At 40.6% G+C, this 17286-nt stretch carries 15 protein-coding genes; 10 read left to right on the top strand and 5 right to left on the bottom strand.

What is annotated here, in order from left to right; genetic code table 11:
- The first annotated feature begins 9 nt into the window (after window positions 1–9).
- Window positions 10–2484 (top strand): ribonucleoside-diphosphate reductase subunit alpha, encoded by a 2475-nt coding sequence (locus tag MWU78_RS01170; RefSeq protein ID WP_246994187.1) that lies wholly within the window; start codon window positions 10–12, stop codon window positions 2482–2484.
- A gap of 484 nt (window positions 2485–2968) precedes the next feature.
- Here MWU78_RS01170 and MWU78_RS01175 read toward each other — a convergent pair whose 3' ends face one another.
- From MWU78_RS01175 to MWU78_RS01185, 3 genes are all read right to left on the bottom strand, one after another.
- Window positions 2969–3883, bottom strand: a complete 915-nt coding sequence (locus MWU78_RS01175; RefSeq protein ID WP_246994189.1) for a TIM barrel protein — start codon at window positions 3881–3883, stop codon at window positions 2969–2971.
- Between the two features lie 95 nt (window positions 3884–3978).
- Window positions 3979–4626: a gluconate 2-dehydrogenase subunit 3 family protein gene (locus tag MWU78_RS01180; protein ID WP_246994191.1), complete on the bottom strand. Its 648-nt coding sequence runs from the start codon at window positions 4624–4626 to the stop codon at window positions 3979–3981.
- Window positions 4626–6338 (bottom strand): GMC family oxidoreductase, encoded by a 1713-nt coding sequence (locus tag MWU78_RS01185; RefSeq protein WP_246994193.1) that lies wholly within the window; start codon window positions 6336–6338, stop codon window positions 4626–4628. The genes MWU78_RS01180 and MWU78_RS01185 overlap by 1 nt, the downstream gene beginning before the upstream one ends.
- A 135-nt stretch (window positions 6339–6473) precedes the next feature.
- On the opposite strand from MWU78_RS01185, the gene MWU78_RS01190 reads away from it, so the two are divergent.
- From MWU78_RS01190 to MWU78_RS01205, 4 genes are read left to right on the top strand one after another with little or no spacing between them, the layout of a single operon-like run.
- Window positions 6474–7463: a sugar phosphate isomerase/epimerase family protein gene (locus tag MWU78_RS01190; protein WP_246994195.1), complete on the top strand. Its 990-nt coding sequence runs from the start codon at window positions 6474–6476 to the stop codon at window positions 7461–7463.
- 11 nt (window positions 7464–7474) lie between these two features.
- A complete protein-coding gene (locus MWU78_RS01195) occupies window positions 7475–7918 on the top strand; it encodes a DinB family protein (RefSeq protein ID WP_246994197.1) in 444 nt (147 codons plus the stop codon).
- 16 nt (window positions 7919–7934) lie between these two features.
- A complete protein-coding gene (locus MWU78_RS01200; protein WP_246994199.1) occupies window positions 7935–9164 on the top strand; it encodes a nucleoside permease in 1230 nt (409 codons plus the stop codon).
- A 17-nt stretch (window positions 9165–9181) separates the two neighbouring features.
- Window positions 9182–10318 (top strand): Gfo/Idh/MocA family oxidoreductase, encoded by a 1137-nt coding sequence (locus MWU78_RS01205; RefSeq protein WP_246994201.1) that lies wholly within the window; start codon window positions 9182–9184, stop codon window positions 10316–10318.
- Between the two features lie 72 nt (window positions 10319–10390).
- On the opposite strand, the gene MWU78_RS01210 is transcribed toward MWU78_RS01205, so the two are convergent.
- Both MWU78_RS01210 and MWU78_RS01215 read right to left on the bottom strand, forming a co-directional pair.
- A complete protein-coding gene (locus MWU78_RS01210) occupies window positions 10391–10852 on the bottom strand; it encodes an ASCH domain-containing protein (protein ID WP_246994203.1) in 462 nt (153 codons plus the stop codon).
- Window positions 10853–10913: 61 nt separating this feature from the next.
- The gene (locus tag MWU78_RS01215) at window positions 10914–12617 is read right to left on the bottom strand and encodes a GMC family oxidoreductase (protein ID WP_246994205.1); all 1704 of its coding nucleotides are present in this window, start codon (window positions 12615–12617) and stop codon (window positions 10914–10916) included.
- 144 nt (window positions 12618–12761) lie between these two features.
- On the opposite strand from MWU78_RS01215, the gene MWU78_RS01220 reads away from it, so the two are divergent.
- The 5 genes from MWU78_RS01220 (at window position 12762) to gmk (ending at window position 17244) form a co-directional block, all read left to right on the top strand.
- Window positions 12762–13814 (top strand): sugar phosphate isomerase/epimerase, encoded by a 1053-nt coding sequence (locus MWU78_RS01220; RefSeq protein WP_246994207.1) that lies wholly within the window; start codon window positions 12762–12764, stop codon window positions 13812–13814.
- Window positions 13815–13830: 16 nt separating this feature from the next.
- The gene (locus tag MWU78_RS01225) at window positions 13831–14625 is read left to right on the top strand and encodes a DUF1080 domain-containing protein (RefSeq protein ID WP_246994209.1); all 795 of its coding nucleotides are present in this window, start codon (window positions 13831–13833) and stop codon (window positions 14623–14625) included.
- Between the two features lie 25 nt (window positions 14626–14650).
- A complete protein-coding gene (locus MWU78_RS01230) occupies window positions 14651–15475 on the top strand; it encodes a DUF1080 domain-containing protein (RefSeq protein WP_246994210.1) in 825 nt (274 codons plus the stop codon).
- A 321-nt stretch (window positions 15476–15796) separates the two neighbouring features.
- Window positions 15797–16654 (top strand): YicC/YloC family endoribonuclease, encoded by an 858-nt coding sequence (locus tag MWU78_RS01235; protein ID WP_246994211.1) that lies wholly within the window; start codon window positions 15797–15799, stop codon window positions 16652–16654.
- Window positions 16654–17244 carry a guanylate kinase gene (gmk, locus tag MWU78_RS01240; protein ID WP_246994212.1) on the top strand — a complete coding sequence of 197 codons (591 nt, stop codon included), beginning with the start codon at window positions 16654–16656 and terminating at the stop codon, window positions 17242–17244. Before MWU78_RS01235 ends, gmk begins: the two co-directional genes overlap by 1 nt.
- Window positions 17245–17286 lie beyond the last annotated feature (42 nt).

Below are 17286 nucleotides of genomic sequence, written 5' to 3' on the forward strand. Positions count from 1 at the left end.
TGTAGCAACATGTATGTAGTAAAAAGAGATGGCAGAAAAGAGCTGATGATGTTCGATAAGATCACAGCTAGAGTAAGAAAATTGTGTTATGGCCTAAACGATCTGGTTGATCCTTTAAAAGTTGCCATGCGCGTAATTGAAGGGCTGTATGATGGGGTAACCACATCTGAGCTAGATAATTTGGCGGCTGAGATTGCGGCAACAATGACCACCTCACACCCTGATTATGCCAAGTTGGCCGCTCGTATCTCCGTTTCCAACCTTCATAAAAATACCAAGAAATCCTTTTCAGAAACCATGAAGGATTTATATGAATACGTAAATCCTAGAACAGGTAAAAAAGCGCCTTTGTTATCCGATGAGGTTTACAATGTGGTTTCTGAGAATGCGGATAGATTGGACTCTACCATTATTTATAACCGGGATTTTGGCTACGATTATTTCGGATTTAAAACTTTGGAACGTTCCTATCTTTTAAAACTTAATGGGAAGATTGCAGAAAGACCACAGCATATGCTAATGAGGGTTTCCCTGGGAATTCACCTAAACGATTTGGATTCGGCCTTGGAGACCTATGAGTTGATGTCCAAAAAATATTTTACCCACGCAACGCCCACCTTATTTAATTCAGGTACCCCAAAACCTCAAATGTCTTCCTGTTTTTTATTGGCAATGAAAGACGACAGTATTGACGGAATTTATGATACACTTAAACAAACAGCAAAAATCTCGCAATCCGCTGGGGGAATTGGACTGTCTATTCACAATGTTAGGGCCACAGGCTCCTATATTGCAGGGACCAATGGCACCTCCAATGGTATAGTACCAATGCTACAGGTCTTTAACGATACGGCAAGGTACGTGGATCAAGGCGGTGGAAAGCGCAAAGGTAGTTTTGCCATTTATGTTGAGCCATGGCATGCGGATATATATGAATTTCTTGATCTAAAGAAAAATCATGGAAAGGAAGAAATGAGGGCGAGGGACCTGTTTTATGCCATGTGGATTCCAGATTTGTTCATGAAAAGGGTAGAGGCCAATGAGAATTGGACATTGATGTGTCCTAACGAATGTCCTGGACTTTTTAACCATCACAGTGAGGAATTCGAGAAATTGTATAATAAATACGAAGCTGAAAACAAGGGGCGTAAAACGGTTAAGGCCAGAGAACTTTGGGAGAAAATTTTGGAATCCCAAATAGAAACGGGTACTCCGTACATGCTTTACAAGGATGCTGCCAATAGGAAGAGTAACCAACAAAATTTGGGTACTATTCGCTCCTCCAACCTTTGTACCGAAATAATGGAATATACTTCACCTGATGAGGTGGCTGTTTGTAATTTAGCTTCCATTGCGCTTCCGATGTTTATTAAGAATGGGGAGTTTGATCACAAGGAGTTGTTTAGGGTCACAAAACGGGTTACCAAAAATTTAAATAAGGTAATAGACAGAAATTATTATCCGATCAAGGAGGCCGAAAATTCCAATATGCGCCATAGGCCTGTGGGCTTAGGGGTTCAAGGTTTGGCCGATGCGTTTATTATGTTGAGATTACCTTTCACAAGCGATGCTGCCAAGGAATTGAACCAAGAGATATTCGAGACTTTGTATTTTGCTGCTGTTACGGCTTCCATGGAATTGGCAAAAGAAGAGGGGGTTTACTCAACTTATGAAGGTTCCCCAATATCCAAAGGAGAATTTCAACACAATTTGTGGGGCGTAAAAGATGAAGAGTTGTCCGGTAGATGGGATTGGGCAAAATTGCGTAAAGAAGTAAAAAAGAACGGAGTCCGTAATTCCTTATTGGTAGCTCCTATGCCTACGGCCTCTACGTCGCAAATATTAGGTAATAATGAATGCTTTGAGCCTTATACTTCCAATATATACACACGTAGAGTTTTATCCGGGGAGTTTATAGTTGTAAATAAACACTTATTGGAAGATTTGGTAGGTCTTGGCCTTTGGAACGAAAATATGAAGCAGGAATTAATGCGTGCAAACGGTTCCGTACAACATATTGATAATATACCTGATGATATTAAGGAGTTGTATAAAACGGTTTGGGAATTAAGCATGAAGGATATTATTGATATGTCCAGACAACGTGGTTATTTTATAGACCAGAGCCAGTCCTTAAACTTGTTTATGGAGAACGCCAATTATTCCAAGTTAACATCTATGCATTTTTATGCATGGAAGAGTGGGCTTAAAACAGGAATGTACTATTTAAGGACTAAAGCTGCTGCAGACGCTATTAAATTTACTTTGGACAATACAAAGAAACAGGAGGTGCCTGTGGCTGAGGCTCCAATGGAGGTAAGTATAGTGGCTCCAGAAGTAACCAAGTCCATTAAGGTTGAAGCAACTTCAGCTACACAACAGGAGGTGGACGTTCAGCCAATGACAGCGGCTGAAATGAAGGAATTGATCGCCAGGTCTAAGGAAGGCCAGGCAGATGACGATTGTTTAATGTGTGGCTCCTAAAGGGCTTTTATCTCAAGAATTGATCAATAAAAAAATCCCCGAAGGTAATCTTTGGGGATTTTTTGTTCCATATTGTGAAAGGAATAGTATAAATGGTTGTTCTTCCATCTATTTATGGGCTGCCTATCTATTGGATATGTAGGGTTTTAGTATAAACGCACATAGGAACGCTATACAATAAATTACCAGAATTGTGATGTGCTCGTCCATTTTGCCCTCTTATTGAATGGGTTATTAAATTATATACGGGAAAAACCGGAAAATGGACTATAACAATCTCAAAAACAATATTTTAGCATAATGCACCCTTGTCATTTTTTAAAATGATGGTGATATATTATTCGACCAAGGATGAATAATATAAGGTAAATTGCTATGGTGTAAATGTAAAGTTCCATCTTGCCCTTATGACGGAAAAGCAAGATGGAAACTTTCTAAATGTAACGTTAAACTTCTGGATTAGAGGCCAGGGAAGGTTAAGGGATTACAAAAAATTATCCTCGGACTTATAGGCGTTTATTACCGCCAATTCCCCTTCCTTGTCCGGTTTGGAATTACCATGTTCCATGCCCAGGACTCCTTTAAACCCTTTGTTATGGATAAACTTGAAGACATTTTTATAATTAATTTCCCCGGTAGTGGGTTCTTTTCTGCCTGGATTGTCCCCTATTTGGATATAGTCTATTTCATCCCAAGTAAGTTCCATATTGTGGATTAAATGTCCTTCAGTTTTCTGCATATGGTAAATGTCAAACAATATCTTACAGGAAGGACTGTTTACACCTTTACATATCATATAGGTTTGATCTGAATTTTGTAAGTATAGATCAGGTGAATCGGATAAAGGTTCAAGAACCATTACAAGGCCATGCGGCTCTAATATTTCTGCACCTCGCTTTAACGCCTCAATTACATTGCCATCCTGAATACCGATTGGCAGTTTTCTTTCGAACCCCCCTGGTACAACGGTCATCCATTTGGCATTGACGCGTTTGGCTACATCTACGGCTCTCCTGCAGCCGTCCAAAAAGATATCTATGTATTCCTGCTTGCCGGCAGCAAGGGTGTTGGCCATATTACCTCCTTTGTCCACTACAAATACACCCATGGTCATATTCCGTTTGGCCAAGGTTTCACCTATTTTGGTCTGCATTGCTACGTCCCTCCCCATCATGCCGTTGTCTTCAAATGCTGTAAACCCTTGGTCCGCCATAAAGTTTATTTGGTCAATAAGATCATCACCGGCAAGGTTTTTAAACATCCCAAAATGAGGGGCATATTTTAAGTTGAAAGAATGTTTAGCTTTCATTAGTGGTTTGGCGCCATAGGCCAGGGATCCTCCCAATGCTACGGCACTACTGGTAAGGGCTGTTTTTTGTATAAAATCTCTTCTTTTCATTTTCATTTTTGGATATGGTTGGAATATTGTTATAAAATAAAGCTAATAGGACCAATTGGCCAATTGGTCCTATTAGCTTAGTCTTTAATTATAATTTATAGTGACCAGGCCTTTCCCCCTGTTAATTCTTGGAGGTCACCGCAAGCTATGAATTCACCTGGTACTGGCAAATAGCTTAATACATTCTCCCCGACAAATTCGGATGACTTATAGCCCCAAATAGTCAGTCCTCTTAAATTATTGGCGAATGCAAATCTTGAAACTTCATCATCCATGGTGGCTGTTTTACCTGTTTTTACAGCTTCCGTATAAGCGCTTATTGCCTTAAAATGTTTAACCTCATCTTCTTTCGAAATTTTTAAGGCATTGGCCATGACCGGTTCCAGTTCTTTTGGGGTTAAATCCCCTATCTCCTTCTTGCCCGAATCCTGCAAAGCTTTGTCCATGAATTTTCCCATGGTCATTTTCAGCAGATCTTGTTGTTCTTTTTCCATTACCTGATCGGCAAAACGATCTATGAAGATATGTACCTGTACCTCGGAGGCAGAAGGAGTATCGGTTTTTGGAAGTATAATATCTACCAAATGGGTTAAAACAGATCCTTCCGCAGGCGATAAAAAGTCTGGGGTCCATACCATCGCAGCGTCTTTTTTACAACTTTGAACGATGCTGATCAGGGTTGGGGTGGCAACGGTGTAACCTAACGCCAGCCCCATATTTTTAAGTGCTTTTCTTCTATCCATTATATATTTCCTTTTTTAAGTTCTTTAACCGCATGGTCGGCGGCCCTGGCGGTGAAGGCCATATAAGTCAATGATGGGTTAACGCAACTGGCCGAGGTCATAAATGATCCATCCGTTACGTAAACATTAGGAACGTCATGCAATTGGTTGTTTCCATTAAGCACGGAGGTTTTTCTGCTACGCCCCATTCTGGCAGTACCCATTTCGTGAATGCCCAGGCCTAAACCGGTTGGTCCATCATGCCCTTCAACATCGCGTAATCCGGCCTTTTCCAGCATTTCTACCGCAGATTGTTGCATGTCTTTTCGCATGTTGAATTCGTTTTCCTGTAGATCGGCATCAAAGGTTACTGTGGGTAGCCCCCAGCCATCTAATTTTTCGTAATCCAATGTCATTCTGTTATCTTCATATGGGAGCACCTCGCCAAATCCACCGATACCCATTCTCCAGCCACCAGGTTTAAGAATATTTTCCTTAAGGTCTTTCCCGTAAGAGAGCTCTGCAACCGTTTCTTCCCAATCGCCTCTACTGGCTCCACCTTGGTAACCGAATCCACGTTTGTAATCCTTTCTATCGGAAGCTCCTCCAAGGTTTCTAAATCTTGGAATATAAATGCCATTAGGTCTTCTGCCCTTGTAATATTTGTCTTCGAAGCCATCGAATTTACCGGAAGCACCTACACCTAGATGGTGATCCATAATATTGCGGCCCAATTGATCTGAATCATTGCCCAAACCATTAGGGAATCGGTCAGATTTGGATTGCATTAATATGGCAGTGGAAGCAATGGAGGAGGCACATAAGAAAATTACCTTAGCTTTAAATTCAAATGTTTCCTTGGTCAACCTGTCTATCACCTTTACCCCTGTAGCTTTCTTGGTATTGGGGTCGTATATAACTTCATGAACAATTGAGTCTGTGCGTAAAGTCATATTTCCCGTTGCTTCTGCGGCGGGTAGGGTGGATGACAAACTGCTGAAATAAGCTCCAAAAGGACATCCTCTGATACAGCGGTTTCTGTATTGACATTTGGATCGTCCGTCAAAATTTTTAGTTCCGGTAATGTGCGCCACTCTACCTATGGTAACAGCGCGGTCGTCGAAACCATCCGTTACTTTATTCTTAAAATGTTCTTCCACACAATTCATTTCCATGGGGGGCAAAAAATCACTGTCGGGCAACTGAGGTAGGTTAAGTGCCTCTCCACTAACACCAATATAATTTTCCACTTTTGAGTACCAAGGGGCAATATCCTTATACCGGACGGGCCAATCAACTGCAATGCCATCTTTTAGGTTGGCCGTAAAATCGATGTCGCTCCAACGGTAACTTTGACGACCCCATTGTAATGAACGCCCACCTAAGTGGTAACCTCTCATCCAATCAAAGCGCCTTATTTCGTTATAGGGATGTTCCAAATCATTTACAAACCACATTTTACTCGCTGCATTCGTGGTATATCCCGTTCTGTTCTGTTTGGGTTGTTTTTCAATATCTGCCCTGGTGGGTTTTCCGGCATTCGGAAAGTCCCATGGATCCATATTGGCAGTCTCGTAGTCTTCGATGTGTTTTATCATTCTTCCACGTTCCAAAACTAGGGTTTTAAGTCCTTTTTCACATAATTCTTTGGCGGCCCAGCCTCCGCTAATCCCTGTGCCTACGACAATTGCATCATAAGAATCCTGCACTTCATTGTTAAAAATATTGCTCATTTATGAAATTGTTTATTTAATAAATTTATTAAATATAAAATTAATTTTCTACATTTAAACCCTATATTTATTAATACAATAGCACTATAACGTTATAGTAATTGTTAATTCTTGGATTTAATCCCGAAAGGTAATATGAAGTGTAAAAATTTAAAAATTAAGGGAATTGCGGTAGTTTTGGTCGCCTTTTCAATGTCTGTTTTTTCTTGTAAGGAAGCCCCCAAGGAGCAAGCCAAAGATGTGGAGACTTCCGAGGTTTCCTTGAAAGATGCGGAACCTTTTTTTAAGTTGTCATTGGCCCAATGGTCCATCCATAAAATGATACGCAATGATAGCGTTGATCCATATTCATTTGCGGAAAAAGCAAAGAAATGGGGTTTTACTGGATTGGAGTACGTTAGTCAACTATATAACCCTGAGTTGGAGAATGCGAACTATTCCGAGGAGGCCATGGCTGCTTTTGTAGAGAAATCAAATGCTGAAGCCAAAAAGTATGGGTTAAAGAATGTGTTGATCATGATTGATGGCCAAGGGAATTTGGCGGTCAACGATGAAAAGGAAAGAAATGAAACTGTCGAAAAACATAAGAAATGGGTGGATGCAGCTGCGGCGATGGGATGCCATGCAATTCGGGTAAACCTGACCGGAAGTAGCGTTCCCGAAGAATGGAAAGTGAATGCCGTGGACGGACTTACCAAGTTGGCAACTTATGCCAAGGGCAAGAATATAAATGTTTTGGTCGAAAACCATGGGGGATTGTCTTCCAATGGAGAATTGCATGCAGAAGTCATGAAAGCTGTAAATATGGATAATTGTGGAACCCTTCCGGATTTTGGAAACTTCTGCATAACAAGATCCGAAGATGGCTGTGCTCAGGAATACGACAATTATAAGGGCATAGCGGAATTAATGCCATATGCCAAGGCGGTAAGTGCTAAATCCCATGATTTTGATGAGGAAGGCAATGAAACTAAGTTGGATTATCCAAGAATACTCAAAATAGTTAAGGACGCTGGTTATACCGGGTATATTGGTGTAGAGTACGAAGGAAGTATTTTAGGTGAGGAAGAAGGAATTCTGGCCACCAGGGATTTATTGATAAAAGCTGGTAAAGAACTTAAATAGTATTCTGTCCTATGAAGGCTTTTTTCAATCAGCTGTTCGATTATAACTTCTACTGCAATAAGAAATTGATTGAAGAGTGTCAAAAGCTGGATAATGTTCCGGAAAGAACAACGGAGCTCTTCAGTCATATCTTAAATGCCCATCACATATGGAATGCTAGAATTCTTTGTAAAAAGATAGAATATGACGTTTTTCAGTTACAATCACTAAAGGATTGGGGAGACATACATTATGAAAATCAAAGAAGCTCATTTGAGATAATCACCAATGCGGATAGTTTTGAAAAGCGATTGGATTATGAGAATACCCAAGGTAGGTTGTTTACCAATACTATTCAGGACATGTTGTTTCACATCATAAACCATTCTACCCATCATAGGGCCCAAATTTCCGTTGATTTTAGAAACAACGCTATAGAACCTTTGGTCCTGGATTATGCTTTTTATAAGCGATAAATATACCCGCTGAACCGTGAATGTAAAAACCAAAGTACAATTGTCTTTAATGATGTTCCTCGAATTCTTTATTTGGGGAGGTTGGTTCGTGACACTTGGTACATTTTTGGGGCAAAACTTAAAGGCTACAGGAGCAGAATCGGCTATGGCGTATTCAACGCAATCCTGGGGAGCAATTATTGCTCCTTTTATTATTGGATTGATTGCCGATAGATATTTTAATGCCGAGCGCATTTTGGGAGTATTACATCTTTTAGGTGCCGTTATGATGTATCAGATGTATACAGCGGTAGACTTTGCCGGATTCTATCCCTATGTGCTTGGATATATGATACTTTATATGCCCACTTTGGCCCTAGTGAATTCAATATCCTTTAGTCAGATGAAAAATCCAGCCAAGGAATTTTCTTTTGTGAGAGTTTTTGGTACTATAGGTTGGATTGTGGCCGGATTAATAATTAGTTATGTATTCCTTTGGGATTCCGAAGCCTCAAGAGGGGAAGGCCTATTAAAAAATACTTTTTTAATGGTAGCGATAGCTTCTGCCGTTCTAGGCCTATTTAGTTTTACGTTGCCCAAGACACCACCAAAGGTCAAAACGGACGAAAAGGTATCAATCTCGAGCATTTTGGGACTGGATGCCCTGAAACTCTTGAAGGATAGAAATTTTTTGATTTTCTTTATTTCATCAATTTTAATATGTATTCCCTTGGCTTTTTATTACCAAAATGCCAATCCGTTTTTATCAGAGATCGGAATGGAAAATCCAACAGGTAAAATGACAATTGGCCAAGGTTCGGAAGTTTTATTTATGTTGTTGTTGCCATATTTTTTTAAGAAATTCGGATTTAAAAATACCTTGATTGCCGGGATGCTGGCATGGACGATAAGATATCTCCTTTTTGCTTATGGAAATTCTGGAGATCTGGCTTTCATGTTAATTTTGGGTATAGCACTTCACGGAATTTGTTATGATTTTTTCTTTGTTTCCGGACAGATCTATACGGATTCCAAGGCGGGGGATAAATTTAAAAGCGCTGCCCAAGGATTGATAACCTTGGCTACATATGGCGTTGGAATGCTGATAGGTTTTTGGGTTGCCGGTAAAATAACCGATAGTTATTTGCTAAGTGAAGGTGTTCACAGCTGGACAGATATCTGGACATTTCCTGCTATTTTTGCATTTGGGGCTATGGTCCTTTTCGCAATATTTTTTAAAAACGAAGAAGTAGAATATAAAGAGTAATTTGGAATAAATAGATTATGAGCAAGAAAATTAAACTAGGAATTTTAGGGGGCGGAGGAGACTCTCTTATTGGGGTTTTGCACCGAGTGGCATCCCAAATTAATGACAATTATGAAATTGTTGGCGCAGTTTTTAACCCGGAGTTTGAAGCGAATGTTGCTTTTGCAAAGGAAATAGATGTGCCTACCAATAGGATTTATAAGGATTTTGATACCTTGGTGGAAGAGGAATTAAAACTACCAAAGGAAGAGCGCATTCAGGTATGTTCGGTACTTACCCCTAACTTTTTGCATTTTCCCATGGCCAAAAAGCTGTTGGAAAACGGTTTTCATGTTATTTGTGAAAAGCCAATGACAACTACTTATGAAGAGGCAAAAATATTACAGGCAACTTTGGAAAAGGCCAAAACCGTTTTTGCGGTTACCCACACTTATACAGGGTATCCTATGGTTAGGCAAATGAGGGAGATGATCAAGGCAGGAGCCATTGGCAAAATACATAAGGTAGATGCGGCCTATTACCAAGGTTGGATCAACTCTATTATCCATGACAAGGCTAAGCGTTCAACGGTATGGAGGTTAGACCCTAAAAAGGCTGGAATCAGTTCTTGTATGGGCGATATTGGGGTGCATGCCTTTAATATGATCGAATATACAACCGGTTTGACCATAAAATCTATATTGGCAGATTTCAACTATTTGTACGAGGATAACCAAATGGATGTGGATGGTACGGTATTGATCCGTATGGACAAGCACGTGAAAGGGGTTATTCGCTCCAGTCAGGTGGCTACAGGAGAAGAAAACGGACTTACCATAGCTATTTATGGTGAGAAGGGTGGACTTAGATGGGAGCAGGAGAATCCCAATTATCTGTATGTATTGAGCGATGATAAACCTCTTCAGGTCTTCAAACCTGGACATGCGTATAATTCCAAGTTATCCTTGGCTGGAACTAAATTGCCTCCAGGGCATCCTGAAGGAATTTTTGATTCCATGGCCAATATCTATTTAGGTGTTGCAAGGGCAATTCGTGGGGAAAAATATAACGATGGTGAATTCCCGACCATGCTGGACGGTGTTCGCGGTCTGGATTTTATTGAAAGCACTGTAGAGTCCAACAAAAAAGGCAACGTTTGGATCGATTTGAAATAAGTTAAGATGAATTTGATATAGAAATGGCCGCAATTGCGGCCATTTCTTATTATAATTTTTAAGTCGCCGGGTTTATCCGTAAACCTTTTCGAATTCTACACAAACTACTATCATACTATCTCTGGGAACACGTTCGTAAGGGGCCAATTCACGGGTGAAATAATCCCAATGGTATTTTTTCCAGTGCTCCAGACTTTTGTCACCTAAGCCTTCCAATTGTACATACTCTTTGGTAATACTAAAAAATGGCTTCAATTTTACAGCGGTAGTCCTTATGATGCACTTGGCTTTGCCGTTCCAATCTGTAATGACCATAAATGCACCTATTTTAGGGAGTGGCTCTTTTCTGTTTTGAAGGCCCAATAGGGAAAAGGAGGCCGATTTCTTAAGGTTTTTGATAACTAGATTCACTACGTGGTCTGCATCTTGTTCATTGTCGCTAAAGTGAAACACTTTAGGCGCTTCTTCAAAAGCAAATTCCAAGTGGGCGTCCAAAAAATCACCCCACATATTTCTAGCCGAAGCATTGTCCATTCTAATTAGGTCTAAGTTTTAACAGTAACGTTAAAATACATTAATTATTTCTCGAAAGATGTTATGAAAATTTCCCCGCTTTCAGTTGTTTGGTTGCATGATTTGCCGCCCTAGCCGTAAATGCCATATAAGTCAATGACGGATTTACACAATTGGAGGAGGTCATAAAAGCACCATCGGTGACATATACATTGGGAACCAGATGCACCTGATTATTTTTATTCAAGATTGAAGTTTTGGGGTCATGTCCCATGCGGGCACCGCCCATTTCATGTATTCCCAATCCTGGGCCGGAAGGTTCCTCATAGGATTGCACGTCTTTAAATCCTGCAGCTTCAAACATTTCTACAATAACTTTTTTGATATCCTTGCGCATATTCAACTCGTTCTCCTTGAACTCAACATCAAATGCCAATTGTGGTAGTCCCCATTTATCTTTTTCAGTAGGGCTTAAGGTAACCCTGTTATCGTCATATGGCAGGAATTCTCCAAATCCGGTGACACCAATTGTCCAATGACCGGGCTTTAGAATGCTTTCTTTGAGTTCTTTTCCAAATCCCAACTCCCCAATGGCTTCCGACCAATCCCCTCTACTGGCCGTACCTTGAAATCCGAATCCTCGAATATACCCATCACGTTTGGTCTTTTCGTCCATATTTACGAAGCGGGGAATATAGAAACCATTGGCACGGCGACCTTTATAATATTTGTCCAAATACCCATCTACCTTGGCGGTAGCCCCTAATTTATAATGATGGTCCATAATCCCTCTGCCCAAAGCATCAGAGTCATTTCCAAGACCGTTCGGGAAGCGTTCACTTTTTGATTGCAATAATATACCTACGCTAGCCATGGCTGAAGCACAAAGAAAAATAATACGTGCCTTGAACTCAATTTTTTCGTTGGTCTCCGCATCTATGATTTTTACTCCGGTCGCTCTTTTTGATTTATCATCATAGACGACTTCGTAAACAATGGAATTGGGTCTGAGCGTCATATTACCTGTTCTTTCTGCGGCCGGCAAAGTGGATGAATTGCTGCTAAAATAGCCTCCGAAAGGGCAGCCACGCCAGCATCTATCTCGATTTTGACACACTCCACGACCTTCAAAATCTGCATTTGGATCGGTAATGTGTGCCGTACGACCAATGGTCACTAAACGACCATCATCAAATTTTTCTTCGATAGATTTTTGAAAGTCTTCTTCTACACAATTCAATTTCATGGGGGGTTGAAATTTGCCATCTGGCAATTGTTTTAGCCCAAGGGCTTGACCACTGACCCCTATATATTCTTCAACCTTGTCATACCACGGCGAAATGTCCTTATATCTAACAGGCCAATCAACACTGATGCCCTCTTTTTTATTGGCTTCAAAGTCAATATCACTCCAACGGTAACTCTGTCTGCCCCAGGTTAAGGAACGACCGCCTACCTGATATCCTCTTATCCAATCGAATCGTTTGGTTTGAACATAGGGATGCTCCAAATCGTTCACAAAGAAATGCTTATTGCTCTCATCTGGTGCCCAATTCAACCTACTTTGTATGTGATATTTTTCCTTATCCGATTTGGATAATTTACCTTTTAATGGATAATCCCATGGATCGTCGTTCATTGTGGGGTAATCCTTTATATGCTTTACCATTGGTCCTCTTTCCAGCACCAAAGTCTTTAACCCATTCTCACAAAGTTCTTTAGCTGCCCAACCTCCACTTATACCAGTACCTACAACAATGGCATCAAACATTTCACTCTGATTCATTCTATATTTCTTGTTTTAATTCTGATGCTTTTCCTATATTTATGACTTCGCAATTGTAGGTATATGCTACAAACTTTAAATATAGGATTTTTATCCTAAATGTTAACAAAGGTTATTTTCAATTACACTTAATAAAAAATCAAAATGAAGACAATTAAAGGGCCGGCAGTATTTTTAGCACAATTTGTTGATGAAAAAGCACCATTCAATTCATTGGATGGCATGTGTAAATGGGCAGCCGATTTGGGATATAAGGGAATACAAATACCTACTTGGGTAGATTTTCTTATCGATTTGGATAAAGCTGCCGAGAGTCAGACCTACTGTGATGAATTAAAAGGAAAGATAAATTCCTATGGACTGGAAATTACAGAGTTGTCCACGCACTTACAAGGACAATTGGTGGCTGTGAACCCTGCCTATGATCTAATGTTCGATAATTTTGCGCCGGACAAGGTGAAGAACAACCCAAAGGCACGTACCCAATGGGCCATTGATGTTGTTAAAAAGGGAGCGACAGCGAGTCGTAGACTCGGACTAAACGCACATGCAACTTTCTCTGGTTCCTTATTATGGCACACGGCCCACCCTTGGCCTCAGAGACCCGCCGGATTGGTAGAAATGGGCTTTGAGGAGCTGGCCAAAAGATGGTTGCCAATCCTAAATCATTTTGACAAGGAAGGTGTTGATGTATGCTATGAAATTCATCCAGGTGAAGATCTTCACGACGGGGACACTTTTGAACGTTTTTTGGCTGCTACCGGTAACCATAAACGAGTTAATATTTTGTACGATCCTAGTCATTTTGTACTTCAGCAATTGGATTATATTGCCTATATAGACCATTACCATGAATTCATAAAGTCTTTTCACGTTAAGGATTCCGAATTTAACCCAACGGGAAAAAAGGGTGCCTTTGGTGGATTTAATGATTGGGGCGACAGGGCAGGAAGATATCGTTCACTTGGTGACGGACAGATAGATTTTAAAACCATTTTCTCTAAATTAACACAGTATGGTTGTGATGTTTGGGCGGTAATGGAATGGGAATGCTGTATAAAAAGTCCGGAACAAGGGGCTAGGGAAGGAGCCAAATTTATTCAGGACCATATCATTGAAGCCACAGAGAAAACCTTTGACGATTTTGCGGGGGCGGCTATAGATAAAACAGTATTGAAAAAGATATTAGGACTTTAATTCCATAAATAAGAAGATGAAAAAATTAATATTTAGCGCATTGATAGCTGTTATGGTAATCGGCTGTAAGGATAAAACGGATAAAAAGAATATGGATGTGGATTCGGATCCCATGACTAATTCAGGGTCAGTAAGTAATTCCCAGCAAGTACCCGCACCCCCACCAGCTCCAGTTGATGGAGAATGGCAGGTACTTTTTGACGGGACCAACTTCGATGCCTGGAAAAGGTATTTGGAAGATGGTGTTGGGGATGCCTGGAAAATTGAGGATGGAGCCATGGTATACTATCCGCCAAAAGAGCGCAAGAAAGGTGAGAAATATAACTTAGTGACCAAGGAAGACTTTACCAGTTTTGTACTGTCCATTGATTGGAAAATCTCGGAGGGGGGCAACAGCGGTATATTCTGGGGCGTTAAGGAAGTGGAAAGTCTGCCTGAGGCCTACCATTCCGGACCCGAAATACAAGTATTGGATAATGAAAAACACCCTGACGCAAAAAATGGACCCGTAAGACAGGCAGGGGCTTTGTACGATATGGTTGGTCCTAGTGAGGATGTTACCAAACCGGTTGGGGAATGGAATACCTGTGTTATCACAGTAAACCATAAAACCAATAATGGGAATGTGGTGTTGAATGGTACGGAAGTGGCTGCTTTCCCGGTACATGGAGAGGAATGGGAGGCTATGGTCGACAAGTCTAAATTTAAGGGATCGGAACATTTTGGAAAGTATAGAACCGGAAGAATAGGATTACAGGATCACGGGGACATAGTGTCCTTCAGAAATATTAAGATAAAATCATTGGATTAATTCACTATTGGATAAGTTTATGAAAATGAGATTTATATATTTCGCTTTTGTATTGATTTTGGTCTTCGCCTGTAAGGAAAAAGTCACCGTGGATACCTTGGAGCCAAAAGAATTGGAGGCAATTGAGGAAGGTACATTAGTTCACGGGGAATACTCTGGGACAGAACCTACTACTCCGGAGGAAACCGAATTTAATGAGCCGGTGCCACCTGTAGTGAATCCGCAAGACCCCATTAAAGGGGCTCCAAGTGATGCTATTGTACTCTTTAATGGAGGGAATTTGGATAACTGGATCTCTTCCAGGGATAGTACAGCAGCCAAGTGGATTGTAAATAATGACGGTAGTATGACGGTCAACAACAAGACTGGGGATATACAAACTGTTCAAAATTTTGGTAGCATGCAATTGCATTTGGAATGGAAATCTCCATCAGAAATACAAGGAAAAGGACAAAGTAGGGGAAATAGTGGTGTTTTTCTGCAGGGCTTGTACGAGGTGCAGATCTTGGACAATAACGATAACGATACCTATGTAAATGGTCAGGTGGGTTCCATTTACAAACAACACACGCCTCTAGCCATGGCCTCCGTGCCAACGGGGGAATGGAACACCTATGATATCATTTATCATGCGCCAGAGTTTGACGAGGATGGCAATAAAATTAAGTCAGGAACAGTAACGGTTATGCATAATGGTATCCTGTTACAGGACAATGTTGAAATTAAGGGAACCACACCTTATATAGGCTGGCCCAAGAACCCAGCCCACGGCAAGGGTCCTGTAAAATTGCAGGACCATGGGGACAATAGTAGGGTTAGTTATAGGAATATTTGGGTGAGGGAGCTTTAGATGGAATCGTTTTTTTCCATGGAGCCATAGCGCCCGGTCTGCTATTAATTATTTCATTTCTCTCTTCTTTCTCGTGTGCCTTGGTTGTTTCCGTTTTTTTTCTGGTTGCGTCTGCGTTTGTAGGTATATTTAGCTGCGAGCGCCAATAGTAAGTTGATTTTGGCAATAATGGGAAACAATTAAATAGTGGGAATCTATCCAATTAGGGAGGCGATCAAAAATAGGATTAAAGTACGTTTACCAATGACTTTTCACCGGTCTCGAACGTCTAAGAATACAAATCCCAATTTTATTTACCTTTGACAAAATTTAAAAATAATTATGATCCAATCAATGACAGGGTTTGGGAAGCACGTTGTTCAACTTCCTTCAAAAAAAATTACCATTGAAATTAAATCGCTAAACAGTAAAAGTCTTGATTTAAATGCCAGAATACCCTCCACTTATAGGGAAAAGGAATTGGAATTGCGCAGGACCATTGCCGGGTCTTTGGTTAGAGGGAAAATAGATTTTAGTCTCTATATTGAAAATACTGGAGCTGAGACTTCCTCCGAAGTCAACGAAGTGGTGGTAAGGCAATATATGAAGCAATTGGGACATATTGTTTCTGGGAATGAAATGGGCCTTTTGGAAATAGCTATGCGCATGCCCGATACGATGAAGACTGAACGTGAAGATATTGATGAGGAGGAATATAAGGTGATAAAGGAGGCACTGGAGGAAGCGCTTAAGGAAATAAATATTTTTAGAACTGAAGAGGGAAAGGTATTGGAGGCCGATTTTGAAGCCAGAATAGACGTTTTAAAGGATTTATTGAGCAAGGTAGCACAAATGGACCCAGATAGGCTTTTAACGATAAGGGAGCGGCTGGAAAAGGCTGTTGCGGACCTTAAGACCAACCTGGATACCAATCGCTTTGAGCAAGAGCTTATTTATTATCTTGAGAAGTATGATATTACCGAGGAAAAAGTCCGTTTGCTAAATCACTTGGATTATTTTGCCAGTACGCTGAAATCTGATGACTCCAACGGGAAGAAACTGGGATTCATTAGTCAGGAAATTGGACGGGAGATCAATACCATTGGTTCCAAGGCAAATTTTGCCCCTATGCAGCAGCTAGTGGTGCAGATGAAGGACGAATTGGAAAAGATCAAAGAACAAATGCTTAATGTTTTATAATGAAAGGAGGAAAACTAATAATTTTTTCTGCCCCTTCAGGTAGTGGAAAAACAACCATAGTCAAACATCTATTAAACCAGCCCGAGCTCAATTTGGCGTTCTCAATTTCTGCTACTTCCAGGCCCAGGCGCGGAAAGGAAAAGCATGGCGAGCACTATTATTTTATGAGCTTGTCCGAATTTAAGAAACATATTAAAGATGATGACTTTCTTGAATGGGAGGAGGTCTATAGGGATAATTTCTACGGGACTTTAAAAAGTGAGGTAGACCGGCTTTGGGCCGAGGGGAAGAATGTAATCTTTGATATTGATGTTGTGGGAGGTTTACGAATAAAAAAGAAGTTTCCAGAGCAGACACTAGCCGTTTTTGTAAAGCCTCCGAGTGTGGATGAACTTAAAATTAGGCTGAAAAAGCGCAGTACGGAATCGGAGGATAAAATAAATATGCGAATAGCCAAGGCCTCGGTTGAATTGGCCACTGCCCCGCAATTTGATACAGTTATAAAGAATTATGATTTGGACACAGCCCTAAACGAGGCACATAAATTGGTAGCGGATTTTATAGGCATTGAATTGAAGAATAAAATTTAAGCTTATATTAATCGCAACAAGTCTATTTCGCCAAATTAAAAA

It is taken from the genome of Arenibacter sp. F26102, from assembly GCF_023015865.1.
Classification (GTDB): domain Bacteria; phylum Bacteroidota; class Bacteroidia; order Flavobacteriales; family Flavobacteriaceae; genus Arenibacter.